Source organism: Pseudocitrobacter corydidari, assembly GCF_021172065.1.
Taxonomy (GTDB): domain Bacteria; phylum Pseudomonadota; class Gammaproteobacteria; order Enterobacterales; family Enterobacteriaceae; genus Pseudocitrobacter; species Pseudocitrobacter corydidari.
Genome location: NZ_CP087880.1, coordinates 4,671,385 through 4,695,419, shown reverse-complemented (window position 1 = coordinate 4,695,419; position 24,035 = coordinate 4,671,385). Strand labels below are relative to the sequence as shown.

At 53.8% G+C, this 24,035-nt stretch carries 28 protein-coding genes; 17 read left to right on the top strand and 11 right to left on the bottom strand.

Features of this window, described 5'->3' with window-relative positions:
• Window position 1: 1 nt before the first annotated feature.
• The 4 genes from speB to G163CM_RS23585 all read right to left on the bottom strand — a co-directional run bounded on the left by speB (window position 2) and on the right by G163CM_RS23585 (window position 3,460).
• The gene (gene speB, locus G163CM_RS21955; protein ID WP_231826281.1) at window positions 2-922 is read right to left on the bottom strand and encodes an agmatinase; all 921 of its coding nucleotides are present in this window, start codon (window positions 920-922) and stop codon (window positions 2-4) included.
• 187 nt (window positions 923-1,109) lie between these two features.
• Window positions 1,110-3,086 (bottom strand): biosynthetic arginine decarboxylase, encoded by a 1,977-nt coding sequence (gene speA / locus G163CM_RS21950; protein ID WP_015963076.1) that lies wholly within the window; start codon window positions 3,084-3,086, stop codon window positions 1,110-1,112.
• An 8-nt stretch (window positions 3,087-3,094) separates the two neighbouring features.
• A complete protein-coding gene (gene yqgB / locus G163CM_RS21945) occupies window positions 3,095-3,226 on the bottom strand; it encodes an acid stress response protein YqgB (protein ID WP_144052291.1) in 132 nt (43 codons plus the stop codon).
• Between the two features lie 84 nt (window positions 3,227-3,310).
• Window positions 3,311-3,460 (bottom strand): hypothetical protein, encoded by a 150-nt coding sequence (locus G163CM_RS23585; protein WP_420851269.1) that lies wholly within the window; start codon window positions 3,458-3,460, stop codon window positions 3,311-3,313.
• 405 nt (window positions 3,461-3,865) lie between these two features.
• Here G163CM_RS23585 and metK point away from each other — a divergent pair, with 405 nt between their 5' ends.
• The 8 genes from metK to ruvX all read left to right on the top strand — a co-directional run bounded on the left by metK (window position 3,866) and on the right by ruvX (window position 11,164).
• Window positions 3,866-5,020 carry a methionine adenosyltransferase gene (gene metK, locus G163CM_RS21940; protein WP_015963075.1) on the top strand — a complete coding sequence of 385 codons (1,155 nt, stop codon included), beginning with the start codon at window positions 3,866-3,868 and terminating at the stop codon, window positions 5,018-5,020.
• A gap of 349 nt (window positions 5,021-5,369) precedes the next feature.
• Window positions 5,370-6,764 (top strand): galactose/proton symporter, encoded by a 1,395-nt coding sequence (galP, locus tag G163CM_RS21935; RefSeq protein ID WP_015963074.1) that lies wholly within the window; start codon window positions 5,370-5,372, stop codon window positions 6,762-6,764.
• A 130-nt stretch (window positions 6,765-6,894) separates the two neighbouring features.
• Complete coding sequence (locus G163CM_RS21930) at window positions 6,895-7,395, top strand: SprT family zinc-dependent metalloprotease (RefSeq protein ID WP_015963073.1); 501 nt, start codon at window positions 6,895-6,897, stop codon at window positions 7,393-7,395.
• A 94-nt stretch (window positions 7,396-7,489) separates the two neighbouring features.
• On the top strand, window positions 7,490-8,197 hold the full coding sequence (gene endA, locus G163CM_RS21925; RefSeq protein WP_231826280.1) for a deoxyribonuclease I: 708 nt from the start codon (window positions 7,490-7,492) through the stop codon (window positions 8,195-8,197).
• A gap of 134 nt (window positions 8,198-8,331) precedes the next feature.
• Window positions 8,332-9,063 carry a 16S rRNA (uracil(1498)-N(3))-methyltransferase gene (gene rsmE, locus G163CM_RS21920; RefSeq protein ID WP_189623858.1) on the top strand — a complete coding sequence of 244 codons (732 nt, stop codon included), beginning with the start codon at window positions 8,332-8,334 and terminating at the stop codon, window positions 9,061-9,063.
• A gap of 23 nt (window positions 9,064-9,086) precedes the next feature.
• Window positions 9,087-10,034 carry a glutathione synthase gene (gene gshB, locus G163CM_RS21915; RefSeq protein WP_015963070.1) on the top strand — a complete coding sequence of 316 codons (948 nt, stop codon included), beginning with the start codon at window positions 9,087-9,089 and terminating at the stop codon, window positions 10,032-10,034.
• A gap of 144 nt (window positions 10,035-10,178) precedes the next feature.
• Window positions 10,179-10,742, top strand: a complete 564-nt coding sequence (locus G163CM_RS21910) for a YqgE/AlgH family protein (RefSeq protein ID WP_231826279.1) — start codon at window positions 10,179-10,181, stop codon at window positions 10,740-10,742.
• Complete coding sequence (ruvX, locus tag G163CM_RS21905) at window positions 10,742-11,164, top strand: Holliday junction resolvase RuvX (protein ID WP_189623856.1); 423 nt, start codon at window positions 10,742-10,744, stop codon at window positions 11,162-11,164. The genes G163CM_RS21910 and ruvX overlap by 1 nt, the downstream gene beginning before the upstream one ends.
• 95 nt (window positions 11,165-11,259) lie before the next feature.
• Here the strand turns inward: ruvX and G163CM_RS21900 are convergent, their stop codons facing one another.
• Entirely contained in the window at window positions 11,260-11,913 is a 654-nt protein-coding gene (locus G163CM_RS21900; RefSeq protein ID WP_015963067.1) for a LuxR C-terminal-related transcriptional regulator, read from the bottom strand.
• A gap of 485 nt (window positions 11,914-12,398) precedes the next feature.
• Entirely contained in the window at window positions 12,399-13,379 is a 981-nt protein-coding gene (locus G163CM_RS21895) for a type IV pilus twitching motility protein PilT (RefSeq protein ID WP_231826278.1), read from the bottom strand.
• Between the two features lie 17 nt (window positions 13,380-13,396).
• Between G163CM_RS21895 and G163CM_RS21890 the strand changes: the two genes are divergently transcribed.
• Genes G163CM_RS21890 through hemW form a run of 5 tightly spaced genes read left to right on the top strand, consistent with a single transcriptional unit; the run spans window position 13,397 to window position 16,703 of the window.
• Window positions 13,397-14,110, top strand: a complete 714-nt coding sequence (locus G163CM_RS21890; protein ID WP_231826277.1) for a YggS family pyridoxal phosphate-dependent enzyme — start codon at window positions 13,397-13,399, stop codon at window positions 14,108-14,110.
• A gap of 8 nt (window positions 14,111-14,118) precedes the next feature.
• On the top strand, window positions 14,119-14,685 hold the full coding sequence (locus G163CM_RS21885; protein ID WP_015963064.1) for a YggT family protein: 567 nt from the start codon (window positions 14,119-14,121) through the stop codon (window positions 14,683-14,685).
• Window positions 14,682-14,972, top strand: a complete 291-nt coding sequence (gene yggU / locus G163CM_RS21880; RefSeq protein WP_231826276.1) for a DUF167 family protein YggU — start codon at window positions 14,682-14,684, stop codon at window positions 14,970-14,972. The genes G163CM_RS21885 and yggU overlap by 4 nt, the downstream gene beginning before the upstream one ends.
• An 8-nt stretch (window positions 14,973-14,980) precedes the next feature.
• A complete protein-coding gene (locus tag G163CM_RS21875) occupies window positions 14,981-15,574 on the top strand; it encodes an XTP/dITP diphosphatase (protein ID WP_231826275.1) in 594 nt (197 codons plus the stop codon).
• Window positions 15,567-16,703: a radical SAM family heme chaperone HemW gene (gene hemW / locus G163CM_RS21870; RefSeq protein WP_231826274.1), complete on the top strand. Its 1,137-nt coding sequence runs from the start codon at window positions 15,567-15,569 to the stop codon at window positions 16,701-16,703. Before G163CM_RS21875 ends, hemW begins: the two co-directional genes overlap by 8 nt.
• Before the next feature lie 38 nt (window positions 16,704-16,741).
• Here the strand turns inward: hemW and ansB are convergent, their stop codons facing one another.
• Together ansB and G163CM_RS21860 are read right to left on the bottom strand one after the other, a co-directional pair.
• Window positions 16,742-17,788: an L-asparaginase 2 gene (ansB, locus tag G163CM_RS21865; RefSeq protein ID WP_231826273.1), complete on the bottom strand. Its 1,047-nt coding sequence runs from the start codon at window positions 17,786-17,788 to the stop codon at window positions 16,742-16,744.
• Between the two features lie 181 nt (window positions 17,789-17,969).
• Complete coding sequence (locus G163CM_RS21860) at window positions 17,970-18,974, bottom strand: DUF1202 family protein (RefSeq protein WP_231826272.1); 1,005 nt, start codon at window positions 18,972-18,974, stop codon at window positions 17,970-17,972.
• Between the two features lie 150 nt (window positions 18,975-19,124).
• Between G163CM_RS21860 and G163CM_RS21855 the strand changes: the two genes are divergently transcribed.
• Complete coding sequence (locus G163CM_RS21855; RefSeq protein ID WP_231826271.1) at window positions 19,125-19,487, top strand: endonuclease domain-containing protein; 363 nt, start codon at window positions 19,125-19,127, stop codon at window positions 19,485-19,487.
• An 85-nt stretch (window positions 19,488-19,572) separates the two neighbouring features.
• Here G163CM_RS21855 and G163CM_RS21850 read toward each other — a convergent pair whose 3' ends face one another.
• From G163CM_RS21850 to trmB, 3 genes are read right to left on the bottom strand one after another with little or no spacing between them, the layout of a single operon-like run.
• The gene (locus G163CM_RS21850) at window positions 19,573-20,292 is read right to left on the bottom strand and encodes a YggN family protein (protein ID WP_149463238.1); all 720 of its coding nucleotides are present in this window, start codon (window positions 20,290-20,292) and stop codon (window positions 19,573-19,575) included.
• A 51-nt stretch (window positions 20,293-20,343) separates the two neighbouring features.
• On the bottom strand, window positions 20,344-20,670 hold the full coding sequence (locus G163CM_RS21845; RefSeq protein ID WP_015963056.1) for a YggL family protein: 327 nt from the start codon (window positions 20,668-20,670) through the stop codon (window positions 20,344-20,346).
• Window positions 20,670-21,389 carry a tRNA (guanosine(46)-N7)-methyltransferase TrmB gene (gene trmB / locus G163CM_RS21840; protein WP_015963055.1) on the bottom strand — a complete coding sequence of 240 codons (720 nt, stop codon included), beginning with the start codon at window positions 21,387-21,389 and terminating at the stop codon, window positions 20,670-20,672. The genes G163CM_RS21845 and trmB overlap by 1 nt, the downstream gene beginning before the upstream one ends.
• A gap of 150 nt (window positions 21,390-21,539) precedes the next feature.
• Between trmB and mutY the strand changes: the two genes are divergently transcribed.
• The 3 genes from mutY to mltC are packed head-to-tail and all read left to right on the top strand — an operon-like array spanning window position 21,540 to window position 24,026.
• Window positions 21,540-22,598 (top strand): A/G-specific adenine glycosylase, encoded by a 1,059-nt coding sequence (gene mutY / locus G163CM_RS21835; protein WP_231826270.1) that lies wholly within the window; start codon window positions 21,540-21,542, stop codon window positions 22,596-22,598.
• A 26-nt stretch (window positions 22,599-22,624) separates the two neighbouring features.
• Window positions 22,625-22,900, top strand: a complete 276-nt coding sequence (locus tag G163CM_RS21830; protein ID WP_015963053.1) for an oxidative damage protection protein — start codon at window positions 22,625-22,627, stop codon at window positions 22,898-22,900.
• Between the two features lie 46 nt (window positions 22,901-22,946).
• The gene (mltC, locus tag G163CM_RS21825) at window positions 22,947-24,026 is read left to right on the top strand and encodes a membrane-bound lytic murein transglycosylase MltC (RefSeq protein ID WP_015963052.1); all 1,080 of its coding nucleotides are present in this window, start codon (window positions 22,947-22,949) and stop codon (window positions 24,024-24,026) included.
• The last annotated feature ends 9 nt before the right edge of the window (window positions 24,027-24,035 follow it).

The window sequence follows — 24,035 nt, the reverse complement described above, 5'->3', positions numbered from 1 at the left end:
ATTACTCGCCTTTTTTCGCGGCCTGGATGTAGAGCATTTCCAGTGCGAGGGTCGCCGCTGCCAGGGCGGTGATTTCAGACTGATCGTAGGCCGGGGCCACTTCCACAACATCCATACCCACGATGTTGAGATCTTTCAGGCCGCGCACCAGCTTGATGGCGCGGTCAGAGGTCAGGCCGCCGATCACCGGCGTACCGGTTCCTGGCGCGAACGCCGGGTCGAGGCAGTCGATATCAAAGGTCAGATAAACCGGCATATCACCGACAATCTTTTTCACCTGCGCGATGATGTCATCGGCGGTGCGATCGTTCACCTGACAGGCGTCCAGCACGGTGAAGCCGTTGTCTTTATCGAACTCGGTACGGATACCAATCTGCACGGAATGGTTCGGGTCAATCAAACCTTCGTTCGGCGCGGTGTAGAACATGGTGCCGTGGTCGAATTCGCAGCCGTTCGCATAGGTGTCGGTGTGGGCATCAAAATGCACCAGCGCCATTTTGCCGAAGTGTTTGGCGTGCGCGCGCAGCAGCGGCAGCGTGACGAAGTGGTCACCGCCGAAAGAGAGCATGCGTTTACCCGCAGCCAGCAGTTTTTCCGCGTGCGCCTGCAATTTTTCGCTCATTTCGCGGGCATCGCCAAAGGCATACACCAGGTCACCACAGTCCACGACGTTCAGGCGTTCACGCATGTCGAAGTTCCACGGGAAGCGGTTGTGCTCCCAGGCGAGGTTGGTCGACACCTGGCGGATCGCCGCCGGGCCATGACGACCACCAGCGCGACCTGACGTCGCCATATCAAACGGTACGCCGGTGATCACCCAGTCGGCGTCGCTGTCATAGGGTTGGAAGTTCAGCGGCAGACGTAAAAAACCAAATGCGTTAGATACCAGGGAGTTATCGTACTGATTTCCTAAGGTACTCATGGCTATGACCTCATCTAAAGTCGGTAAAAAAAAATCCCTTCCGCGTCGTTAGGCCCGACGAGGAAGGGATTGATTTGAGTTACAGCTTGTTGGGGCAAATTATCGCCGTTATTTTGCGCGGGTTCAAGTGAGTGTAGTACTTGTAGGCCCGGTAAGCGTAGCGCCACCGGGCAACGCCCGCGCAAACTTACTCGTCTTCCAGGTACGTATACCCGTAAAGCCCCGCTTCAAACTCTTCCAGGAACTGCTGTTGCAGCGCCTCGTCCAGACCGGTGTTTTTCACCTGATCACGGAACTGAGTCAGCAACGTGTTGGGATCAAGCTGCACGTATTGCAGCATATCCGCCACCGTATCGCCTTCGTCAGACAGCTCAACTTCCACGCTGCCGTCAGGGAAGACGAACACGTCAACCGCTTCGGTATCACCGAACAGGTTGTGCATGTTGCCGAGGATCTCCTGATACGCGCCAACCATAAAGAAGCCCAGCATCGGCGGGTTGTCCACGTCATACTGCGGCATCGGCATGGTGGTAGCAATCCCGTCGCCATCGACGTAATGATCGATAGCGCCATCGGAGTCACAGGTGATATCCAGCAGCACCGCGCGGCGCTCTGGTACCTGGTTTAAGCCTTCCAGCGGCATCACCGGGAAGAGCTGGTCGATACCCCACGCATCCGGCATCGACTGGAACAGAGAGAAGTTGACGTAAATTTTATCCGCCATACGCTCTTGCAGTTCATCGATAATCGGGCGATGCGCGCGGTTGCTCGGGTCGAGCTGTTTCTGCACTTCGTGACACATGTTCAGATAAAGCTGCTCTGCCCATGCGCGCTCTTTCAGGTTGAACGCCCCGGAGGAGTATCCGATGTGAATGTCGTGCAGGTCCATCTGGCTGTCGTGCAGCCATTCACGCAGCGAGCGGCGCGTGCCAGGTTCATGCATCTCCTGCCAGGTTTCCCACATGCTTTGCAGCGCACGCGGCGCATCTTCCGCAGGCGGGGTCGCCTCGGTGTATTCGTTGCGCTCAACGCCGATGATGTTCGACACCAGCACCGTGTGATGCGCGGTTACCGCACGGCCCGATTCGGTGATCACCGTCGGGTGCGGCAGGCCGTTCTCTTCACAGGCATCGCCAATCGCCCAGATGATGTTGTTAGCGTATTCGTTCAGGCCGTAGTTAACGGAGCAATCAGACTGAGAACGCGTTCCTTCGTAGTCCACGCCCAGGCCGCCACCGACGTCGAAGCACTGAATGTTTACACCCAGTTTGTGCAGTTCAACGTAGAAACGCGCCGATTCACGCACGCCGGTGGCGATGTCGCGAATATTGGCCATCTGTGAACCCAGGTGGAAGTGCAGCAGTTGCAGGCTGTCGAGATGCCCGGCTTCACGCAGGATATCCACCAGTTGCAGCACCTGCGTCGCCGCGAGGCCAAATTTGGATTTCTCACCGCCGGAGGATTGCCATTTACCGGAACCCTGCGACGCCAGACGCGCACGCACGCCAAGGCGCGGCACGACGTTTAATCGCTCGGCTTCTTCCAGTACGATGGCGATTTCCGACATTTTCTCAATCACCAGATAGACCTTATGGCCCATCTTCTCACCCACCAGCGCCAGGCGAATGTATTCACGGTCTTTGTAGCCGTTACACACAATTACGCTGCGGGTCATGCCAGCGTGAGCCAGCACAGCCATCAATTCTGCTTTAGAACCCGCTTCCAGCCCCAGCGGTTCGCCGGAGTGGATCAGGGATTCAATGACGCGGCGATGCTGGTTTACCTTGATCGGGTAGACCAGGAAATAGTCGCCGTTATAGCCGTAAGACTCGCGCGCACGCTTGAACGCGGCGTTGATCGAGCGCAAACGGTGCTGGAGGATCTGCGGGAAGCAGAACAGCGCAGGCAGGCGCTGCCCCTGTGCTTCACGCGCTTTTACCAGCTGCGCCAGGTCAACGCGGGCTTCCGGAACGTCCGGGTCAGGGCATACGCTGATATGGCCTAACTCGTTGACGTCATAGTAGTTATTGCCCCACCAGGCAATGTTGTATGTGCGTAGCATCTTGCTTGCTTCCTGGGAGCTCATCGCAACCTCCTGCATGGAACGTAGTACACCTTGTTCGCCCGCTGACGAAGGCAAACCCATAGACATGTCGTCAGACATAGCGAACCTCAATAATTTGTATCTAGTGTAAAACAGTTAACTACTATCGCAGCGTAACGATGCGATAACAACCCATATACAGCCTGATTTCCCAGCGCGTTATGCTGGTGCGTCGGCTGTGCGACCGGTTTCTTGTTCATATCATTGTAAAACACGCAACCGAACTTATGACGATGTTCGGAGAAACCACGAGAAATCTCTTGCTGGAGCAAGAGCGCCCTTGTTCAGTTCCGGGAAGCCTGACCGGCCCTGGAGTCCTGAGAAGCGCCGAAATGGGTAAAACATCGGCAGGTATACAAAGCAGAGATACTAAGAACGGGAGTCGGGTTCACACCAGGACGGTGTGACAGATTTGGCACAATACAACGGTTCATTATTTGATATCACCTCCACGCCAGCCCCGAAGGACCTGCTATAGCCAAAAAACAGATGTTTTAGCCCGGCTGGAAGTGGCGTTACGAACTTAATTCGTACACTTTTTTGGTATGAGCCGCGCGCCGCGTTTTATACCGGGAAGACGGGTAAAAAGCAAAATAAAAATACGGACTCTGCCAGCAATGTCAGGAAAAATTTCCACCTTGCGTTGCGCAAGAATGCGAGCCAAATCAAAAAACGCTGGAAATCGGCTTAAGAAGTAACCTAGAATAGCCATCCAGAAGTTAATCCGTCTATACTGACTTCCTGTGTGCCAACCTGCTGCCCTGTTATTGCGCATCGCACAGCGCGGGCACCGCCACACGAAGCTTATCGAACTCTATTTATTCCAGGGTGAAGAAATTATGGCAAAACACCTATTTACGTCCGAGTCTGTATCCGAAGGGCATCCTGACAAAATTGCGGACCAAATCTCCGACGCTGTGCTGGACGCTATCCTCGAGCAGGATCCGAAAGCGCGCGTAGCCTGTGAAACCTACGTGAAAACAGGCATGGTTTTGGTTGGCGGTGAAATCACCACCAGCGCATGGGTTGATATCGAAGAGATCACCCGTAACACCGTTCGCGAAATTGGCTATGTGCATTCGGATATGGGCTTTGACGCCAATTCCTGTGCCGTTCTGAGCGCAATTGGTAAACAGTCTCCGGACATCAACCAGGGCGTTGACCGTTCTGACCCGCTGGAACAAGGCGCGGGCGACCAGGGCCTGATGTTTGGTTATGCAACCAACGAAACCGACGTGCTGATGCCAGCGCCAATCACCTACGCACACCGTCTGGTGCAGCGTCAGGCTGAAGTGCGCAAAAACGGCACCCTGCCGTGGCTGCGTCCGGATGCGAAAAGCCAGGTCACCTTCCAGTATGACGACGGTAAAATCGTCGGTATTGATGCGGTCGTTCTGTCCACTCAGCACGCGGAAAGCATCGATCAGAAATCCCTGCAAGAAGCGGTGATGGAAGAGATCATCAAGCCAGTTCTGCCGACAGAATGGCTGAATGCCTCCACCAAATTCTTCATCAACCCAACCGGTCGTTTCGTGATCGGCGGCCCGATGGGCGACTGCGGCCTGACAGGCCGTAAAATCATCGTTGATACCTACGGCGGCATGGCACGTCACGGCGGCGGTGCTTTCTCTGGTAAAGATCCATCAAAAGTGGACCGTTCCGCAGCATACGCGGCACGTTATGTCGCGAAAAACATCGTTGCTGCGGGCCTGGCTGACCGTTGTGAAATTCAGGTCTCCTACGCAATTGGCGTGGCGGAACCGACTTCCATCATGGTGGAAACCTTCGGTACCGAGAAAGTACCTTCTGAACAACTGACCCTGCTGGTGCGCGAGTTCTTCGACCTGCGTCCGTACGGCCTGATTCAGATGCTGGATCTGCTGCACCCGATCTACAAAGAGACCGCAGCATACGGTCACTTTGGCCGCGAACATTTCCCGTGGGAAAAAACCGACAAAGCGGCGCTGCTGCGCGATGCTGCCGGCCTGAAATAATCTCCCCACCGTTTTATCTGAAGGCCAGCCTCGCGCTGGCCTTTTTTTATTTCTCACGCGCGCGCGATGAAAGCGATTACACCACACCACCTATCAGACAAATTGACGCAGCCAGGCATGTTACATAGCAAATGCTCTGTTGTTACATTTATTTTTCAGGCTAATCTGAAGCACAATTTTTCCCCGCCACATTTCACAATTAACTATTTGATTACTATAATTTTTAATGCATAGCTACCACGAATGATAGTGTAAGCGATTACACTCCTGTGATTACAATCACATATTTTTACGGCGGACTCACTTACCCTTAACATCGACAAAGCTGATAATCCAACTGGAGGGCATAATGCCTGACAATAAAAAACAAGGGCGTTCTAACAAGACAATGACCTTTTTTGTCTGTTTTCTGGCAGCCCTGGCCGGACTCCTTTTCGGTCTTGATATCGGCGTAATTGCCGGTGCCCTACCCTTTATTACCGATGAGTTTCAGATTTCCCCACACACCCAGGAGTGGGTGGTCAGTTCCATGATGTTCGGTGCCGCGATTGGTGCGGTCGGCAGTGGCTGGCTCTCCTTCCGCCTCGGGCGTAAAAAAAGCCTGATGATTGGCGCCATCCTGTTCGTGCTCGGCTCGCTGTTCTCCGCCGCTGCGCCGAACCCGGAAGTGCTGATTATCTCCCGCGTGCTGCTGGGCCTGGCCGTGGGTGTCGCGTCCTATACTGCGCCGCTGTATCTCTCTGAAATCGCGCCGGAAAAAATTCGCGGCAGTATGATTTCGATGTACCAGCTGATGATTACCATCGGTATTCTCGGCGCGTACCTGTCGGATACCGCATTCAGCTACTCTGGCGCATGGCGCTGGATGCTGGGCGTGATCATCATTCCGGCTGTCCTGCTGCTGATTGGTGTATTCTTCCTGCCGGACAGCCCGCGCTGGTTCGCGGCCAAACGCCGCTTCCACGACGCGGAACGCGTACTGCTTCGTCTGCGTGATACCAGCGCAGAAGCCAAACGCGAGTTGGATGAAATCCGCGAAAGTTTGCAGGTGAAGCAGAGCGGCTGGGCGCTGTTTAAAGAGAACAGCAACTTCCGCCGCGCGGTGTTCCTGGGCGTGCTGTTACAGGTGATGCAGCAGTTCACCGGGATGAACGTCATCATGTATTACGCGCCGAAAATCTTTGAGCTGGCGGGTTATACCAACACACACGAACAGATGTGGGGGACGGTTATCGTCGGCCTGACCAACGTGCTGGCGACCTTTATTGCCATCGGGCTGGTTGACCGCTGGGGCCGTAAACCAACCCTGACACTGGGCTTCCTGGTGATGGCCGTCGGCATGGGCGTACTGGGTACAATGATGCACGTCGGTATCCATTCACCGTCTGCGCAGTACTTCGCGATTGCCATGCTGCTGATGTTTATCGTTGGCTTCGCCATGAGCGCCGGCCCGCTGATTTGGGTACTGTGTTCTGAAATTCAGCCGCTGAAAGGCCGCGATTTCGGTATCACCTGCTCTACCGCGACCAACTGGATTGCCAACATGATCGTCGGCGCAACGTTCCTGACCATGCTCAACTCGCTGGGCAACGCCAACACCTTCTGGGTTTACGCCGGTCTGAACCTGTTCTTCATCGTCCTGACTATCTGGCTGGTTCCGGAAACCAAACATGTGTCGCTGGAACATATTGAACGTAACCTGATGAAAGGTCGTAAACTGCGCGAAATCGGCGCGCACGACTAATCCTGGCGTAGTGTCGGGTGGCACTGCGCTTACCCGACCTACCTATCATCGTGTATGCCCGATGTGCGAAGCGCCATTGGGCATACCTTCCTCTTGCGCTAGCCCCACTACCCGCACTATCCTCTGCTCCATGAAAAGCCCTCGAATTCCTATCGCCCTTCAGCAAAGCGTCATGCGCTGCCTGCGGGAAAATCTTGCCAAAGCGAATCTGGCGCTCAAGCGTAACTACCCCGAGCCAAAGCTGGTTTATCAACAGCGCGGCACCTCGGCGGGCACCGCGTGGTTGCAGGAGTATGAAATTCGCCTCAACCCGGTGCTGCTGGCGGAAAACCAGCAGGCGTTTATTGATGAAGTGGTTCCGCATGAACTGGCGCATCTGCTGGTGTGGAAGCACTTTGGCCGCGTTCCTCCGCACGGGAAAGAGTGGAAATGGATGATGGAAGCCGTACTCGGCGTTCCGGCGCGCCGCACGCATCAGTTTGAACTGAGTTCGATACGCACTAAAACCTTCCCCTACCGCTGCCGCTGCCAGCTACATCAATTGACCATTCGCCGCCATAATCGCGTAGTGCGCGGTGAAGCGACCTATCGTTGCGTACACTGCGGCGAGCCGTTGGTTGCAGAATTGTAACTGATGGAATTTTCTGGAAGTTTTCTGATCTGACTGATTGCATCTGACCGGTGCTTTCGCTACGTTGCGGGCTCGTTTTGAGACGGAGTTCGTGATGTCCCGTAAAGTAGCATTCGCAGTCGTGTTTTTAGCGGCGGCGCTCTCAGGCCAGACGCTGGCCGAAGGTATTAAAAGTTTTTCCCAGGCCAAAACCGCTGGTGTAAAAGTTAACAGCGATGTGCCGGGTGATTTCTACTGTGGCTGTAAAATTAACTGGCAGGGCAAGAAAGGTGTCATTGACCTTGAGTCCTGCGGCTATAAAGTGCGTAAAAATGAAAACCGCGCCAGCCGTGTTGAGTGGGAACACGTAATGCCCGCCTGGCAGTTTGGGCACCAGCGCCAGTGCTGGCAGGATGGCGGACGGAAGAACTGCGCCAAAGATCCGGTGTACCGCAAAATCGAAAGCGATATGCATAACCTGCAACCGGCGGTCGGAGAAGTGAACGGCGATCGCGGTAACTTTATGTATAGCCAGTGGAACGGCGGCGAAGGCCAGTACGGTCAGTGCGCCATGAAAGTCGATTTTAAAGAAAAAATGGCCGAGCCACCGGCACGCTCGCGCGGCGCAATTGCCCGCACCTACTTCTATATGCGCGACACGTATCAAATCAATCTTTCCCGCCAGCAGACGCAGCTTTTCAACGCGTGGAATAAGCTGTATCCGGTCAGCGAATGGGAGTGTGAACGCGACAGGCGCATCGCCAAAATTCAGGGTAACCATAACCCTTACGTGTTGCAGGCTTGCCAGGCGCAAAAGAGCTAACCTACACTAGCGGCTAATTGTTTTATTTTCTGCCAGGCATTTCCCCCTCACGCTGCACCGAGTGTTTCCTCGCCCCTTTGGGGAGAGGGTTAGGGTGAGGGGAAGACGCGGCACAATCCATGGAACGTCATATCATGCGCATCCCCCGTATTTATCACCCTGAACGCATCACCGCCGGGCATGAAATCGCCCTGTCGGAAGACGCGGCAAACCATGTTGGCCGTGTGCTGCGCATGGGGCCGGGCCAGGCGATTCAGCTTTTCGATGGCAGTAACCAGGTCTTCGATGCCGAAATTACCCACGCCGACAAAAAAAGCGTGCGCGTGAATATCGTCAGCGGGGAAATTGATAACCGCGAATCCCCCATTCACATTCACCTGGGCCAGGTGATGTCGCGCGGCGATAAAATGGAATTCACCATCCAGAAATCAATAGAACTTGGTGTAAGCCTCATAACGCCACTGTTTTCTGAGCGCTGTGGCGTTAAACTGGATGCCGAGCGTTTGAATAAGAAGATCCAACAGTGGCAAAAAATCGCGATTGCCGCCTGTGAACAGTGTGGCCGCAACACGATTCCGGAAATTCGCCCGGCGATGGATCTGGAACAGTGGTGTGCCGAAGAAGATAGCGGGCTGAAGCTGAACCTGCATCCGCGCGCCAGCGCCAGCATCAATACGCTGCCGTTGCCGGTGGAGCGCGTGCGTTTGCTGATTGGCCCGGAAGGCGGTCTCTCGGCAGATGAAATTGCCATGACCGCACGCTACCAGTTTACTGATATCCTGTTGGGACCTCGCGTTCTGCGTACTGAGACTACCGCGCTCACCGCCATTACTGCGCTTCAAGTGCGCTTTGGCGATCTGGGCTAATACCGGCTTCCAGGAGAACTAGAATGATTAAGCTCGGCATCGTGATGGACCCCATCGCAAACATCAATATCAAAAAAGACACCAGCTTCGCGATGTTGCTGGAGGCACAGCGCCGGGGCTATGAACTCCATTACATGGAGATGAATGACCTCTATCTGACCAACGGCGAATCCCGCGCGCGTACGCGTCTGGTGAACGTTGAGCAGAACTATGACAAATGGTACGAATTTGGCAGCGAGCAGGATATCGCGCTTGCCGACCTCGATGTGATTCTGATGCGTAAGGATCCGCCGTTTGACACCGAATTCATCTACGCGACCTATATTCTGGAACGCGCGGAAGAGAAAGGCACGCTTATCGTCAACAAACCGCAGAGCCTGCGCGACTGTAACGAGAAGCTGTTCACCGCCTGGTTCTCTGAGCTGACGCCGGAAACGCTGGTTACGCGCAACAAAGCACAGTTGAAAGCGTTCTGGCAGGAGCATGGCGACATCATCATGAAACCGCTGGACGGCATGGGCGGCGCGTCGATTTTCCGCGTGAAAGAAGGCGATCCGAACATTGGCGTTATCGCCGAAACCCTGACCGAACTCGGCAGCCGCTACTGCATGGCGCAAACGTATCTGCCAGCAATCAAAGATGGTGACAAACGCGTGCTGGTCGTCGATGGCGAACCTGTCCCGTACTGCCTGGCGCGTATTCCGCAGGGTGGCGAAACCCGTGGCAACCTGGCCGCCGGTGGCCGTGGCGAACCGCGTCCGCTGAGCGAAAGCGATTGGGAAATCGCCCGCAAAGTGGGCCCGACGCTGAAAGCGAAAGGTCTGATTTTTGTCGGCCTGGATATCATCGGCGATCGCCTGACCGAGATTAACGTGACCAGCCCAACCTGCGTGCGTGAAATCGAAGCGGAGTTCCCGATTTCCATCACCGGGATGCTGATGGACGCTATCGAAAAACGTTTAGGCAAGTAATCTCTGCGGCGGGAGGGAACCCGCCACAACCAGGCAGTCCTGCCCGGCGCTTACGCGCGTTTACAGGACTGCCTGGTGACAGCACGCCTCTTTCCCCGCATACTGGACGTTGCTGCTTTTTGAACCAGGACAGAACCTCTGACAATGAATTTACAGCATCACTTTCTTATTGCCATGCCGGCTCTTCAGGACCCCATCTTCCGCCGTTCCGTTGTCTATATCTGCGAGTATAACGACGATGGCGCAATGGGGATTATCATCAATAAGCCGCTGGAAAACCTGCAAGTTGAAGGCATTCTGGAAAAACTGAAGATCACGCCCGATCCGCGCGATCCGTCGATTCGTCTCGATAAACCGGTGATGCTCGGCGGCCCGCTGGCGGAAGATCGCGGCTTCATTCTGCACACGCCACCGGCGTCGTTTTCCTCAAGCATCCGTATCTCTGATAACACCATCGTCACCACATCGCGCGACGTGCTGGAAACCCTGGGCACGGCGGCACAGCCGACAGACGTGCTGGTGGCGCTGGGTTACGCATCGTGGGAGAAAGGCCAGCTGGAGCAGGAAATTCTCGATAACGCCTGGCTCACCGCACCTGCCGACCTCAATATTCTGTTTAAAACCCCGATTGCCGATCGCTGGCGCGACGCGGCAAAACTCATCGGCATCGATATTCACACCATGCCTGGTGTGGCGGGGCACGCATAATGAGCGGAACCTTTCTCGCATTTGATTTTGGCACCCGCAGCATTGGCGTCGCGGTCGGTCAACAAATTACCGGTACCGCGCGCCCACTTAACGCCCTGAAAGCGCAAAACGGCACGCCAGACTGGACGCTTATCGAAAAGCTTCTGAAAGAGTGGCAACCGGCGTTAGTGATCGTCGGCCTGCCGCTGAATATGGATGGCACCGAGCAACCGCTTACCGCGCGCGCGCGTAACTTCGCCAATAAAATTCACGGTCGTTTCGGCGTGGCGATTAAACTGCATGATGAGCGTCTGAGCACCGTTGAAGCCCGCGCTGGGTTGTTCGAGCACGGTGGTTTTCGCGCGCTGGATAAAGGCAGCGTGGATTCAGCCTCTGCGGTGGTGATTCTGGAGAGTTACTTTGAGCAAAGCTACGGTCAGTAGTCAGGCTAGCATAACGTGTAAATAGTGGGCGTTAGAGACAGGAAAGCCGGATGGCGCTAGCGCTTATCCGGCCTACAACATTTCCAGTGTAAAACTTAGTGACGCAAATTTTCGTTCGCCCAGCTGACAGCCTGGGTTCTGTTTTTCACGCTTAACTTACGGAAAACATTATATAAGTGCGTACGCACTGTGTTTTCACTGATGAACAGCGCACGAGCAATATCCATATTGGTCGCACCATGACGTAATTCATTAAGAATTTCGCATTCACGTTCGGTCAGCGGAATATTGTCTGATGATTCAGTCGGTTGTTCAACTGCGTACATTGCCGGATGCATTACGCTCAATTCAGCAGTCTGTTCACCGTTCAGCACGGCTTTGACACCCTCAATTAAGCGCGATTCTTCATCATCATGACGGAACACACCGTACAGCGCGGGCCACTGCGCCATTTCGTATAATTCATACTTTTGCGCACTGTTAATAATAAGCAAGCGTGGAGAATCAAACTGCGAGCGGATAATATCGCGCCAGATACCGTTCAGTTTTTTGTTCGATACAGCAATATCAAAAAGCACCACAGTACCTTTCGCAAGGCGCTGTACCATTGGCTTATTGATATTGTGAACATCTACAGAAACTGAAAGTAAATCAGAAAGATAACCAGCGAATGCATTGGCCTGTACTGACGGGTGGGTGATTAAAATGATTTTGCGGGATTTAGATACACTCTCTGATACATCAAGCATTTGAAACTCTCCTTAGTATTTTGCCACCATCATGGTGTTTTAATAAATCAAAGCAATCTTAATTATCATGCATAATAATAATCAAGACAGTATGAAGTGAAACAATATTTCATAAGAATAATCCTAATTCCATAATTAGAATAGAACGATCCCCGCTGAGTGTCAAAAGAATATCACCCTTTTTTTCTATGTCTACACAACATAATGTCATGCATCCGTGTAAAAATCCGTCATCCATATTACTTAGGAATTATGGATTAGGTATAACAGGTTTCGCTGATGACTATTTATTGGCAAAGTAATAAAGGAACGATGACTTCACAAATCAAACATTATCACAACAGAATATCGAATGATTGCTACATCTAAAATATATTGAAACATTATTCCCAGGTGGTTAATTCACAAAAGTCTACCGTCATCACAGTATTAACCTTTATCTGTTAGAGATAGAATTAATCAGTACAGGAAAAATAGCCTAATCCTTATAGCTTACCCTTCGCCACACATTGTTGATAGCTCTGAGAAAAAGTTTGCATCCCCGCGTGCTGTCCAGTTTGCATGACACCTGCAAGCTGATGCGTTTTCCCCTCACGGATCAGGTTTCCTACCGCCGGGGTATTCACCAGCAGCTCAAAGAGCGCCACGCGCCCGCCTTGTTTATCCGCCACCAGCTTTTGCGCCACCACGGCACACAAACTGTTCGCCAGTTGGCTGCGAACCGGATCTTTTTCCTGCGCCGGAAAAACGTCAACCAGACGCTCAATCGCCTGTGCCGCGCCGCGCGTATGCAAGGTCGCCAGCACCAGATGGCCTGTTTCGGCGGCGGTTAATGCCAGCCGGATCGTCTCGCTGTCGCGTAACTCCCCCAGCAGGATAACGTCGGGGTCCTGACGTAGCGCGCCGCGCAGTGCCTCAGCGAATGACGAGATATGTTGACCGATTTCGCGTTGTTGAATTAAGCAGCGCTGGCTGGAATGAATAAATTCCACCGGATCTTCCAGCGTCAGAATATGCCCATCCAGGGTGTTATTGAGGTAATCGACCATTGCGGCAAGCGTCGTTGACTTACCGCTGCCGGTTGCGCCGGTGACCAGTATCAACCCACCCTCTTCATGCAACAGTTCAGGTAGCGCCGCTGGCACGCCGAGCTCAGCGAGCGTTGGGCAGCGCGTCGGTAGCACACGCAATGCCAGTGAAACCCCGCGCGCATGGCGAAATGCGCTGGCGCGCAGGCGTGGCCCTTCAGAGGGCGCTATCGCGAAATCAAGCTGGCCCTGCGCCCGCCACTGCGCGTGCTGTGCCTCGCTTAACCAACCGCGCAGCAATGCTTCCGGCTCGGGTGATGAAAAGGGGGCAGATTCGAGCAAGCCACAGCGTCGCCATCGCGCCATTGCCCCGCTACACAGGTGTAGATCCGACACGTTATGCTTTACACTAAGCGCCACGATTTCTTGTATTTCCATAAGACCCACCAGCAAATATGAACGATATAGCGCATAACCTGGCACAGGTCCGGGACAAAATCTCAGCCGCTGCATCACGATGCGGCCGGCTTTCAGAAGAAGTTACGCTGCTTGCAGTCAGCAAAACAAAACCTGCGAGCGCCGTCGAAGAAGCAATGGCTGCTGGCCAACGTGCATTCGGCGAAAACTACGTCCAGGAAGGCGTGGAAAAAATCCGCTTCTTTCAGGACAAAGGCGTTACGGATCTGCAATGGCACTTTATTGGCCCGTTGCAGTCCAACAAAAGTCGCCTGGTGGCGGAGCATTTCGACTGGTGCCATACGGTCGACCGGCTGAAAATTGCCACCCGGCTTAGCGAGCAGCGCCCTGCACATTTGCCACCGCTTAACGTGCTGATTCAGGTCAACATTAGCGATGAGCAGAGTAAATCCGGCATCGAACCCGAGGCGATTGACGCGTTAGCGGCGGAAGTCTCCGCCCTGCCCAATCTTTGCCTGCGCGGTTTGATGGCCATTCCGGCACCGGAAACCGAGTACGATAAGCAGTTTGCCGTCGCCCAACAAATGGCGGTAGCATTCGCGCGGCTGAAGACGCACTACCCTACGGTCGATACGCTCTCACTGGGCATGTCAGACGATATGGAAGCCGCCATTGCGGCGGGTAGCACTATGGTACGCATCGGCACCGCGATTTTCGGTGCGCGTGATTACACAAAAAATAAGGAACTCTGAGGAACGCCATGAAGACGTTGACTTTCCTGCTCTCTACAGTGATTGAACTGTACACTATGGTGCTACTGCTGCGCGTCTGGATGCAGTGGGCACGCTGTGATTTTTACAACCCGTTCTCCCAGTTTGTGGTGAAAATCACCCAGCCTATCGTCGGGCCGCTGCGCCGCATCATTCCGGCGATGGGGCCGCTCGACAGTTCCTCGCTGCTGGTTGCCTTTATTCTTAGCGTCATCAAGGCGATTACCCTGTTTATGGTCATCACCTTCCAGCCGATAATCTGGATTGCGGCGGTGCTGATCCTGCTGAAAACCACCGGCCTGCTTATCTTCTGGGTACTGCTGCTGATGGCGATTATGAGCTGGGTAAGCCAGGGCCGTAGCCCGGTTGAGTTTGTGCTGATGCAGCTCGCCGACCCGCTGCTGCGCCCGATTCGCAAGCTGCTGCCGTCGATGGGCGGTATCGATTTCTCGCCGATGATCCTCGTGCTGCTGCTGTATGTTATCAACATGGGCATTGCCGAAGTGTTACAGGCAACGGGCAACATGCTGCTGCCGGGGCTGTGGATGGCGCTATGAGTGCCGTAACATCCTGCGACGACGGGCTGGTGCTGCGGCTGTATATTCAGCCGAAGGCCAGCCGTGACAGCATTGTGGGTGAACATGGCGACGAATTAAAAGTCGCCATTACCGCCCCGCCGGTCGATGGGCAGGCTAATGTCCATCTGGTGAAATTTCTCGCCAAACAGTTTAAGGTCGCCAAAAGTCAGGTCATCATCGAGAAAGGTGAACTGGGCCGCCATAAACAGGTTAAAATCATTCATCCGCAGCACATCCCAGCGGGCGTCGACGCCCTGATAAATTAGGATATCCCATGCAAAAAGTTGTCCTCGCTACCGGTAATGCCGGTAAAGTGCGCGAGCTCGCCTCGTTGCTGAGCGATTTTGGTCTCGATATCGTTGCGCAGACCGATCTTGGTGTCGATTCCGCCGAAGAGACTGGCCTGACGTTCATCGAGAACGCGATCCTTAAAGCACGCCACGCGTCACAGGTGACCGGCCTTCCCGCGATTGCCGATGATTCCGGGCTGGCGGTGGATTATCTCGGCGGTGCGCCGGGTATCTATTCCGCACGTTATTCCGGTGAAGGCGCGACCGACGAGCGTAATCTGCAAAAGCTGCTGGAAACGCTGAAAGATGTGCCGGACGACCAGCGTCAGGCGCAGTTCCACTGCGTGCTGGTCTATCTTCGTCACGCGGAAGATCCAACGCCGTTGGTGTGCCACGGTCGCTGGCCGGGCGTCATCACCCACGCGCCTGCGGGCAACGGTGGCTTCGGCTACGATCCTATTTTTTATGTCCCTTCTGAGGGGAAAACCGCCGCTGAGCTGACGCGTGAAGAGAAGATTGCCATCTCTCACCGTGGTCAGGCGCTGAAACAGTTACTGGAAGCGTTACGTAATGGCTAATTTGCCGCCTCTGAGCCTTTATATTCACATCCCGTGGTGCGTGCAGAAATGTCCGTACTGCGACTTTAACTCGCACGCGCTGAAAGGCGAGGTGCCGCACGACGATTATGTTCAGCATCTGCTGAGTGATTTAGATGCAGACGTGGCTTACGCGCAGGGACGTGAAGTAAAGACCATTTTTATTGGCGGCGGTACACCGAGCCTGCTCTCAGGCCCGGCGATGCAAACGCTGCTGGATGGCGTGCGTGCGCGCCTCAATCTGGCGGCGGATGCGGAAATCACCATGGAAGCGAACCCCGGCACGGTGGAAGCAGATCGCTTTGTCGATTACCAGCGTGCGGGCGTGAACCGTATCTCCATCGGCGTGCAGAGCTTTAGCGAGACCAAGTTAAAGCGTCTGGGGCGTATTCACGGCCCGGAAGAAGCCAAACGCGCGGCGAATCTGGCGACGGGTCTGGGCCTGCGCAGCTTCAACCTTGATCTGATGCATGGCCTGCCGGACCAATCCTTAGAAGAAGCGCTGGACGATTTGCGCCAGGCGATTGCGCTCAATCCACCGCATCTCTCCTGGTATCAGTTGACTATCGAACCTAACACCCTGTTTGGCTCGCGCCCCCCGGTACTGCCGGATGACGACGCGCTTTGGGATATTTTCGAGCAGGGCGACAAACTGCTGACGGCGGCAGGTTATCAGCAGTATGAAACGTCGGCTTACGCGAAGCCGGGATATCAGTGCCAGCACAACCTCAACTACTGGCGCTTTGGCGACTATCTCGGCATTGGCTGCGGCGCACACGGCAAAGTCACCTTCCCGGACGGGCGCATTCTACGTACCGCCAAAACGCGCCATCCGCGTGGCTATATGGAAGGACGCTACCTGGAACGCCAGCACGATGTCGACGTGGCCGATAAACCGTTTGAGTTCTTTATGAACCGCTTCCGCCTGCTGGAACCCGCTCCGCGCGCGGAGTTTAGCCGCTATACGGGGCTCAGTGAGCAAGCGATTCGCCCGCAAATTGATGAAGCGCTGGCACAGGGGTATCTCACCGAATGCGCTGAATTCTGGCAGATTACCGAGCACGGGAAGCTGTTTTTGAACTCGCTGCTGGAGCTGTTTCTGGCTGAGTAACCGGTACCGGATGGCGACGAGCCATCCGGTCATTTCCGTTAATATTGATTAAACATCTGCTGAATTTGTTTTGGATCTTTGGTTTGCGTTAACGCAAGCTGAAGCAGGACACGAGCTTTTTGCGGGTTCAGCGTTCCCGAAGCGACAAAGCCATATTTCGCGTCATCAATTTCCGCATCTTCCGTTGTCGCGCCTGTCGGCACGCGGGATGACCGAACCACAGCAACGCCTTGATGTGCCGCTGTTGCCAGCGTATCGAAGATCGTTTTATAGAGATTGCCGTTGCCCACGCCCGCGCTTACGATGCCCTGATATCCCGCCTCAATCAACGCTTTTGCCGGAAGATCGGAAGCACTGGCGTAGTTATAAACAATACCCACTTTCGGCAATTCACTTAGGTTAGAAACATCGAAAGGCGTGGCGGCAGTATGTTTACGCGCCGGCGTGCGTTGATAATCAACTTTGCCATTATGGATATAGCCCAAAGGCCCGTAATTCACAGAGCGGAACGTCGCGACATCCGTGGTATTTGTTTTGGTCACGTCGCGCCCGTCCATAACCGTATCGTTCATCACAACCAGCACGCCGCGTTTTACAGATTGTGGATCTACAGCCGTTACCACCGCGTTGTAGAGATTAAACGGGCCATCCGCACTCATTGAGGTTGAGGGGCGCATCGCACCGACCAGTACGACAGGTTTATCGCATTTAACGGTGAGATCAAGAAAATAAGCGGTCTCTTCCATCGTATCCGTGCCGTGGGTGATCACGAATCCATCGGTAGCCGCACAATCATTATTAATTTTTTTCGCAAGTGTCAGCCAGACGTCATCATTCATATCCTGAGAGCCGATATTAACCACCTGCTCTCCTTTAACGACGGCAATATCTTTTAATTGAGGTACCGCATTAACGAGGTTCTCCACGCCCACTTTACCTGCGGTGTAATTGGATTTTGTCGCTGAATCACCACCACCCGCAATGGTTCCTCCGGTCGCCAGTATCGTTACATTGGGTAGCGCTAACGCAGCACTGCTGCACCCCATAACCAGTACAGCCAGTGCCGTTTTTCTGAAAAACTCCATGTTATTTCTCCAGTTACGTGAATTTGTCGCATTATCCCAATGCAGAAGACGAATAATGTGACCTCATTCCATTAACCAGATAAATATCTTAATAAGATTGTGTATTTTAGACATTGCTATCAAAACGGCACTGATGCGTGCCGTTGATGGAAGGGCGCTCTTTTGCACCACAACGTTTTGATTACTGGATAATGCCCTCTTTTTTCATTTTTTCGAGCGCTTCTCGCCACCACTTATAATCACGCGTGAATTCGTGGGTACTGACCTCCAGTGCAACCAGTTGCTTGCGAAGCTCACCCTGCTCTTTGCGCAACGGCGCGACATTATTATCCAGCGCTGCCATATCCTCGCGAATTTTGCCGGCCATTTGCGTATGTTTTGTATAGTACGCGTTGCGATGCTCGGCAAAAGCTTTGTCGCGAGCGTCGTAAAGTGGCGTTGCATCGCAGGAAAGCTTTTGCTGACACGCCGCAAGCGCGGGCTCGTAGATGGTTTCGAGGTAGCGATTTTCGAATTTTAGCGGATCGTTTTCACGATCCACAGCGTACATTTTTTCCAGTTTTTCTTGCTGTACAGCACTGCGATCGAGTGGTTTACCGTTGGCATCTTTTCCCCACGAAAGGCTAATTTTCTCGTCGAGAGCAGCAATTTTCTGCTTCAGCACCTTTTGCTGTGCAAGGTCTTTATCCGCCGTCGCTTTCCTTCGTGCAAAGTCAGCTTCAACCTTACCAAGCTCGGTCATGAAATGAGCGTCGTTAACCACCAGCATTTTGCTGCGATCTTCTCCCGCTTCAAACGGTCTGCCGACATTCTTCGCCGCGGTTTGCATAGAAAAGAAGGTCGTTTTCCAGCCGGAGTCTTTCGTCCCCACGGCCTGCATCATGGCGGAAAATTTAACGGGCTGCCCTTTTGTCCACGTCCTTTCATAAAAGAGATAATCGCCAGCGCCCTCGACAATAGTGTACAGATTGTCGGTAGAGGACATATCACCATCCACCTGATACGTCGCCTGATTTCCCACGGCATCAAGCTGGCGCAAGGTGAACGAGTCCAGACGCAACATCCCACCGGACTCTTTGGCGAACTGTTGTTTGATAACGTCATCTGTAGGCGTGTTGTCGGCAGCCAGCGCGTGAAGTGAAAAGCACCACAGCAGCAACGCCGCCGTTTTCCAGGCAAGTTTCATCGATTAAATCCTTTTAGTGAGTAAGGACATCATCATACGAAACTCGTCCGCGATGGGAGGATAAACAGAATCTGAAAGTGCTCTGGAAGACGGGTTCCAGTTTTGATTATGAGATCTGACGACTGTTGCCCGTGGTGGCAACATGAAGGTATGGAGAAACGGCGGGAATATGCAAAAACGTTACGGGGCCAGCAAACGAGAGAAGAGCTGCGGCTTTGGTATTTGTTGAGGGGGCGGCGGTTTTCCCGCTACAAATTTCGACGTCAGCACGTGGTTGGCAACTACATACTTGATTTTGCCTGCTGTGAGGCAAGGCTGGCAATTGAACTTGATGGAGGACAACATCTACAGCAAGAAGCATATGATCAACAAAGAACGGAATGGCTGGCATTGAAGGGATGGACAGTTTTACGTTTCTGGAATAATGAGCTTAATTATGACGAAGAGGCTGTATTGAGAAATATATTCGATACCCTGCAAACGCTTTTACCCTCACCCCGGCCCTCTCCCTAAAAGGGCGAGGGAGAAAGTCAAAAACCGCACCGTCTATCCCCTCTCCCCTTCGGGGAGAGGGTTAGGGTGAGGGGGTCAGCGCGCACTACTTCAGCGTCCCCACCAGCGCCTTACGGCTGTCCTCAAGCGCAATCACGCGCCCGCAGACATCCTTACCGAACGCTTTGAAATCCGCTTCCTGGTTTTTCCATTCATTCTGAATAGAGGTTTGCAGGCCGCCCAGGCTACCCAGTACGCCCTGTAACGGGTTACCGCCGCCTTTCAGCACGGCTTTCGCGCCCATTTCGTTGATGCTGTCCTGCAAGATACCGCCCATTGCCTGGTTCACCAGGTTCTGGCCGTCAGCGCGGACTTCATCAATCGCTTTATAGTGGAACGTCAGGCCATCGGTACGATGCTCGATAATACGGTTCATCTGCGCTTTAAGCTGGGCATCCAGCTTGGTCAGACGGCTGCGCATGTTGCTGCTCTCGCCCACTTCTTTGGCGATGATTTTGTCCAGCGCAACACGGCCTTTTTCAACGCGCGTTCTCGCGCCTTCATCGATCCACGGCAGCGCGCTGCGCAGTTCGGTTTGATAATCTTTTGCCTGTTCGCGCTGTGCAGCGTTCAGGGAATACTGTTTGCCGTTAAAGGTCACGCCACCGTCGGGGGTGATGACCAGATTGCCATTCTCGCCTTTAACCTGCACCGTTTGCGGGCTCAGGATCACATCATCACGCGGGGTGACGCTGCACTGGTAATCCGCATGGGCGGATAATGCCGTTAACGAAAGTGCCGCCGCCAGCAGCGTTTGACGCATCATACAAATCCCTCGATAGAAAACGGGCCAGCGTGTGCTGGCCCCGATGCTAATTTAGTCCCACCAAACGTCGAAAAGTTCGCTGGTGCGCACTTCTTCGAATTTGTGGTCTTCCAGCCATTTACGCACCTGAGCCTGATGGTCTTCGGTGCATTTGCCGATTTCCTGGGTGCAAATCAGACCTTCCCAGGCCAGATAGCCGCTGCCGTCAAACGCCAGCTTGTTCGGCTCGATCACCTCTTCAATGAACTTATCAACCGTCTGGTCGATCTGCTCTTCGCTGGTGCCTTCCGGGAAACGCCACGCTACAGAGAAGCCAATTTCCTGAAACTCATCGATGTGCATTTTTTTACGCAAACGACGGCTACGATTCTTTGCCATTATTTCACCCTCTCGAACATTAAGTCCCATACGCCGTGACCAAGACGATGGCCACGTTGTTCAAATTTGGTTACCGGACGTGATTCCGGACGCGGTACATAGTCGTTCGTTTCTGAGCGGTTTTTATACCCTTCAATGGAAGACATCACTTCCAGCATATGCTCCGCGTAGGCTTCCCAGTCGGTCGCCATATGGAAAACACCGCCCAGTTTGAGCTTGCTCTTCACCAGTTCAGCAAACGGTACCTGAACGATACGGCGTTTATTATGACGCGCTTTGTGCCACGGGTCAGGGAAAAAGAGCTGAACCATGGTTAAAGAATTGTCAGGGATCATTTTGTGCAGCACTTCCACCGCGTCGTGGCACATCACGCGCAGGTTTTCTACGCCCTCTTCATGCGCGGTTGCCAGGCAGGCACCAACACCCGGCGAGTGAACCTCAATGCCGAGGAAGTTCTGATGCGGATTCGCTTTCGCCATCGCCACCAGCGATGCGCCCATGCCAAAACCGATTTCCAGCGTGGTTGGCGCTTCGCGGCCAAACAGCGTGGCAAAGTCGACAGGATCTTCGCTGAATTCAACGCCCATCACCGGCCAGTAGTTTTCTAATGCGTGTTCCTGCCCTTTGGTCAGTCGCCCCTGGCGACGCACAAAGCTGCGAATTCGGCGCAGCGGGCGGCCGTTTTCATCAAATTCCGGTGAAATGACGTCGTTCTTCATAAAAGTATTGTCTGCTTGTGAGAGTGTTCGGGAAACCGGCATTATCCAAAGTTAGTTGCCGGATGCAAGCACCGGAAAGTTCCTGTTTACACCATAGTGCCGCTGTGCTGCAATCTGCCACCCAAATAGTGCGATATCGGAAACCCTGCTTTGACCCTACAAGCGTCTCAATTTTCGGCCCAGGTGCTGGAGTGGTACGACAAATACGGGCGTAAAACCCTGCCCTGGCAACTTAACAAGACGCCTTACAAAGTATGGCTCTCTGAAGTGATGTTGCAACAAACCCAGGTGGCCACCGTCATTCCCTATTTTGAACGCTTTATGGCGCGTTTCCCCACGATCACCGATTTAGCCAATGCGCCACTGGATGAAGTGCTGCATCTGTGGACCGGCCTCGGCTATTACGCCCGCGCGCGTAATCTGCATAAAGCCGCGCAGCAGGTGGCGACGCTGCATAACGGGCGCTTCCCGGAAACCTTTGAAGAGGTTGCCGCGCTGCCCGGCGTCGGGCGCTCCACGGCGGGGGCGATTCTTTCTCTCTCTTTAGGACAGCATTTTCCTATTCTTGATGGAAATGTTAAACGCGTGCTGGCGCGCTGCTATGCTGTAAGCGGCTGGCCCGGTAAGAAAGAGGTTGAGAAAAAACTGTGGGATATCAGCGAGCAAGTCACGCCCGCGAAAGGCGTGGAACGGTTTAACCAGGCGATGATGGATTTAGGCGCGATGGTCTGTACGCGCTCGAAACCGAAGTGCGAGCTTTGCCCGCTCAACACTGGCTGTGTGGCGTACGCAAACCATAGCTGGGCGCAATATCCGGGTAAAAAACCGAAGCAGACGTTACCTGAACGCACCGGTTATTTCCTTATGGTGCAACAGGGTGACGAGGTGATGCTGGCGCAGCGTCCACCGAGCGGTTTGTGGGGCGGGCTGTACTGTTTCCCACAGTTTGAAGATGAAGCGGCGCTTCGCGAGTGGCTGGCAACACGACAGATAAGTGCAGAGAAACTCACGCAATTAACCGCGTTTCGCCACACATTCAGCCATTTCCATCTGGATATTGTGCCAATGTGGCTTCCCGTGTCCTCATTCACCTCTTGCATGGATGAAGGCAGCGCTCTCTGGTATAACTTAGCCCAGCCACCGTCCGTTGGACTGGCGGCCCCCGTGGAGCGGTTGTTGCAGCAGTTACGCGCTGGCGCATTAGCGTAAGCGTCAGTGAACAAAGAGGATTTATCATGAGCAGAACGATTTTTTGTACTTTCCTGCAGCGCGACGCTGAAGGTCAGGATTTTCAGCTCTACCCAGGCGAGCTGGGCAAGCGTATTTATAACGAGATCTCCAAAGAGGCGTGGAAGCAGTGGCAGCACAAGCAAACCATGCTCATCAACGAGAAAAAACTGAGCATGATGAACCCGGAACATCGCAAACTTCTGGAAGAGGAAATGGTGAATTTCCTGTTTGAAGGTAAAGATGTGCACATCGAAGGCTACACTCCGCCAGAAAAACAATAAGGGCCCTCAGGCCCTTTAGCCCAACACAACACGCGCTCCCGGAATGATGAAAAAATTATTTGCACTGGCTCTGATTGCGCCGTTGCTTATCTCCTGCTCAGGCTCCAAAAAAGGTGATACCTATAATGAAGCCTGGGTTAAGGACACCAACGGTTTTGATATTCTGATGGGGCAATTTGCCCATAACATTGAAAACATTTGGGGATTTAACGAAGTTCTTATCGCAGGCCCGAAGGACTACGTTAAATACACCGACGGCTACCAGACCCGTAGCCACATCAACTTCGACGAAGGTACCATTACCGTCGAGACTATCTCCGGCACTGAACCGGCGGCACATCTGCGTCAGGCAATTATCCAGACGCTGCTGATGGGCGACGATCCCGGTTCTATCGACCTCTACTCCGACGCCAACGATATCCAAATTTCCAAAGAACCGTTCCTTTATGGACAGGTTGTGGATAACACCGGCGAGGCGATTCGCTGGGAGTGGCGTGCGGCGCGGTTTGCCGATTATCTGCTGCAAACGCGGATGAAAAGCCGCAGCAACGGCATTCGAATGATCTACAGCATCACCATTAATCTGGTGCCAAACCACCTCGACAAGCGTGCGCACAAGTACATCAATATGGTGCGTCAGGCGTCGCGTAAATATGGCGTCGATGAGTCGCTTATCCTGGCGATTATGCAGACCGAGTCCTCTTTCAACCCGTACGCCGTCAGCCGTTCCGATGCGCTGGGTCTGATGCAGGTGGTGCAGCACAGCGCCGGGAAAGATGTGTTCCGCTCGCAGGGTAAATCGGGCACGCCGAGCCGCAGCTTCCTGTTCGACCCGGCCAGCAATATTGATACGGGTACCGCGTATCTGGCAATGCTGGGCAATGTGTACCTTGCGGGTATCGATAACCCAACATCGCGGCGTTATGCGGTGATCACCGCCTATAACGGCGGCGCGGGCAGCGTGCTGCGGGTCTTCTCGAACGATAAGATCCAGGCTGCGCAAATCATTAACAGCATGGCGCCGGGCGATGTGTATACCACCCTGACCACGCGTCATCCGTCCGCGGAATCGCGTCGCTATCTGTATAAGGTGAATACAGCGCAGAAGAGTTATCGTCGTAAGTAATTTTAGTCT

What these genes read in the sequence shown, in the direction of transcription:
- speB (WP_231826281.1), bottom strand. Translation starts at nt 922, where the DNA reads ATGAGTACCTTAGGAAATCAGTACGATAACTCCCTGGTATCTAACGCA.
- speA (WP_015963076.1), bottom strand. Translation starts at nt 3,086, where the DNA reads ATGTCTGACGACATGTCTATGGGTTTGCCTTCGTCAGCGGGCGAACAA.
- yqgB (WP_144052291.1), bottom strand. Translation starts at nt 3,226, where the DNA reads ATGAACAAGAAACCGGTCGCACAGCCGACGCACCAGCATAACGCGCTG.
- G163CM_RS23585 (WP_420851269.1), bottom strand. Translation starts at nt 3,460, where the DNA reads ATGAACCGTTGTATTGTGCCAAATCTGTCACACCGTCCTGGTGTGAAC.
- metK (WP_015963075.1), top strand. Translation starts at nt 3,866, where the DNA reads ATGGCAAAACACCTATTTACGTCCGAGTCTGTATCCGAAGGGCATCCT.
- galP (WP_015963074.1), top strand. Translation starts at nt 5,370, where the DNA reads ATGCCTGACAATAAAAAACAAGGGCGTTCTAACAAGACAATGACCTTT.
- G163CM_RS21930 (WP_015963073.1), top strand. Translation starts at nt 6,895, where the DNA reads ATGAAAAGCCCTCGAATTCCTATCGCCCTTCAGCAAAGCGTCATGCGC.
- endA (WP_231826280.1), top strand. Translation starts at nt 7,490, where the DNA reads ATGTCCCGTAAAGTAGCATTCGCAGTCGTGTTTTTAGCGGCGGCGCTC.
- rsmE (WP_189623858.1), top strand. Translation starts at nt 8,332, where the DNA reads ATGCGCATCCCCCGTATTTATCACCCTGAACGCATCACCGCCGGGCAT.
- gshB (WP_015963070.1), top strand. Translation starts at nt 9,087, where the DNA reads ATGATTAAGCTCGGCATCGTGATGGACCCCATCGCAAACATCAATATC.
- G163CM_RS21910 (WP_231826279.1), top strand. Translation starts at nt 10,179, where the DNA reads ATGAATTTACAGCATCACTTTCTTATTGCCATGCCGGCTCTTCAGGAC.
- ruvX (WP_189623856.1), top strand. Translation starts at nt 10,742, where the DNA reads ATGAGCGGAACCTTTCTCGCATTTGATTTTGGCACCCGCAGCATTGGC.
- G163CM_RS21900 (WP_015963067.1), bottom strand. Translation starts at nt 11,913, where the DNA reads ATGCTTGATGTATCAGAGAGTGTATCTAAATCCCGCAAAATCATTTTA.
- G163CM_RS21895 (WP_231826278.1), bottom strand. Translation starts at nt 13,379, where the DNA reads ATGGAAATACAAGAAATCGTGGCGCTTAGTGTAAAGCATAACGTGTCG.
- G163CM_RS21890 (WP_231826277.1), top strand. Translation starts at nt 13,397, where the DNA reads ATGAACGATATAGCGCATAACCTGGCACAGGTCCGGGACAAAATCTCA.
- G163CM_RS21885 (WP_015963064.1), top strand. Translation starts at nt 14,119, where the DNA reads ATGAAGACGTTGACTTTCCTGCTCTCTACAGTGATTGAACTGTACACT.
- yggU (WP_231826276.1), top strand. Translation starts at nt 14,682, where the DNA reads ATGAGTGCCGTAACATCCTGCGACGACGGGCTGGTGCTGCGGCTGTAT.
- G163CM_RS21875 (WP_231826275.1), top strand. Translation starts at nt 14,981, where the DNA reads ATGCAAAAAGTTGTCCTCGCTACCGGTAATGCCGGTAAAGTGCGCGAG.
- hemW (WP_231826274.1), top strand. Translation starts at nt 15,567, where the DNA reads ATGGCTAATTTGCCGCCTCTGAGCCTTTATATTCACATCCCGTGGTGC.
- ansB (WP_231826273.1), bottom strand. Translation starts at nt 17,788, where the DNA reads ATGGAGTTTTTCAGAAAAACGGCACTGGCTGTACTGGTTATGGGGTGC.
- G163CM_RS21860 (WP_231826272.1), bottom strand. Translation starts at nt 18,974, where the DNA reads ATGAAACTTGCCTGGAAAACGGCGGCGTTGCTGCTGTGGTGCTTTTCA.
- G163CM_RS21855 (WP_231826271.1), top strand. Translation starts at nt 19,125, where the DNA reads ATGGAGAAACGGCGGGAATATGCAAAAACGTTACGGGGCCAGCAAACG.
- G163CM_RS21850 (WP_149463238.1), bottom strand. Translation starts at nt 20,292, where the DNA reads ATGATGCGTCAAACGCTGCTGGCGGCGGCACTTTCGTTAACGGCATTA.
- G163CM_RS21845 (WP_015963056.1), bottom strand. Translation starts at nt 20,670, where the DNA reads ATGGCAAAGAATCGTAGCCGTCGTTTGCGTAAAAAAATGCACATCGAT.
- trmB (WP_015963055.1), bottom strand. Translation starts at nt 21,389, where the DNA reads ATGAAGAACGACGTCATTTCACCGGAATTTGATGAAAACGGCCGCCCG.
- G163CM_RS21830 (WP_015963053.1), top strand. Translation starts at nt 22,625, where the DNA reads ATGAGCAGAACGATTTTTTGTACTTTCCTGCAGCGCGACGCTGAAGGT.
- mltC (WP_015963052.1), top strand. Translation starts at nt 22,947, where the DNA reads ATGAAAAAATTATTTGCACTGGCTCTGATTGCGCCGTTGCTTATCTCC.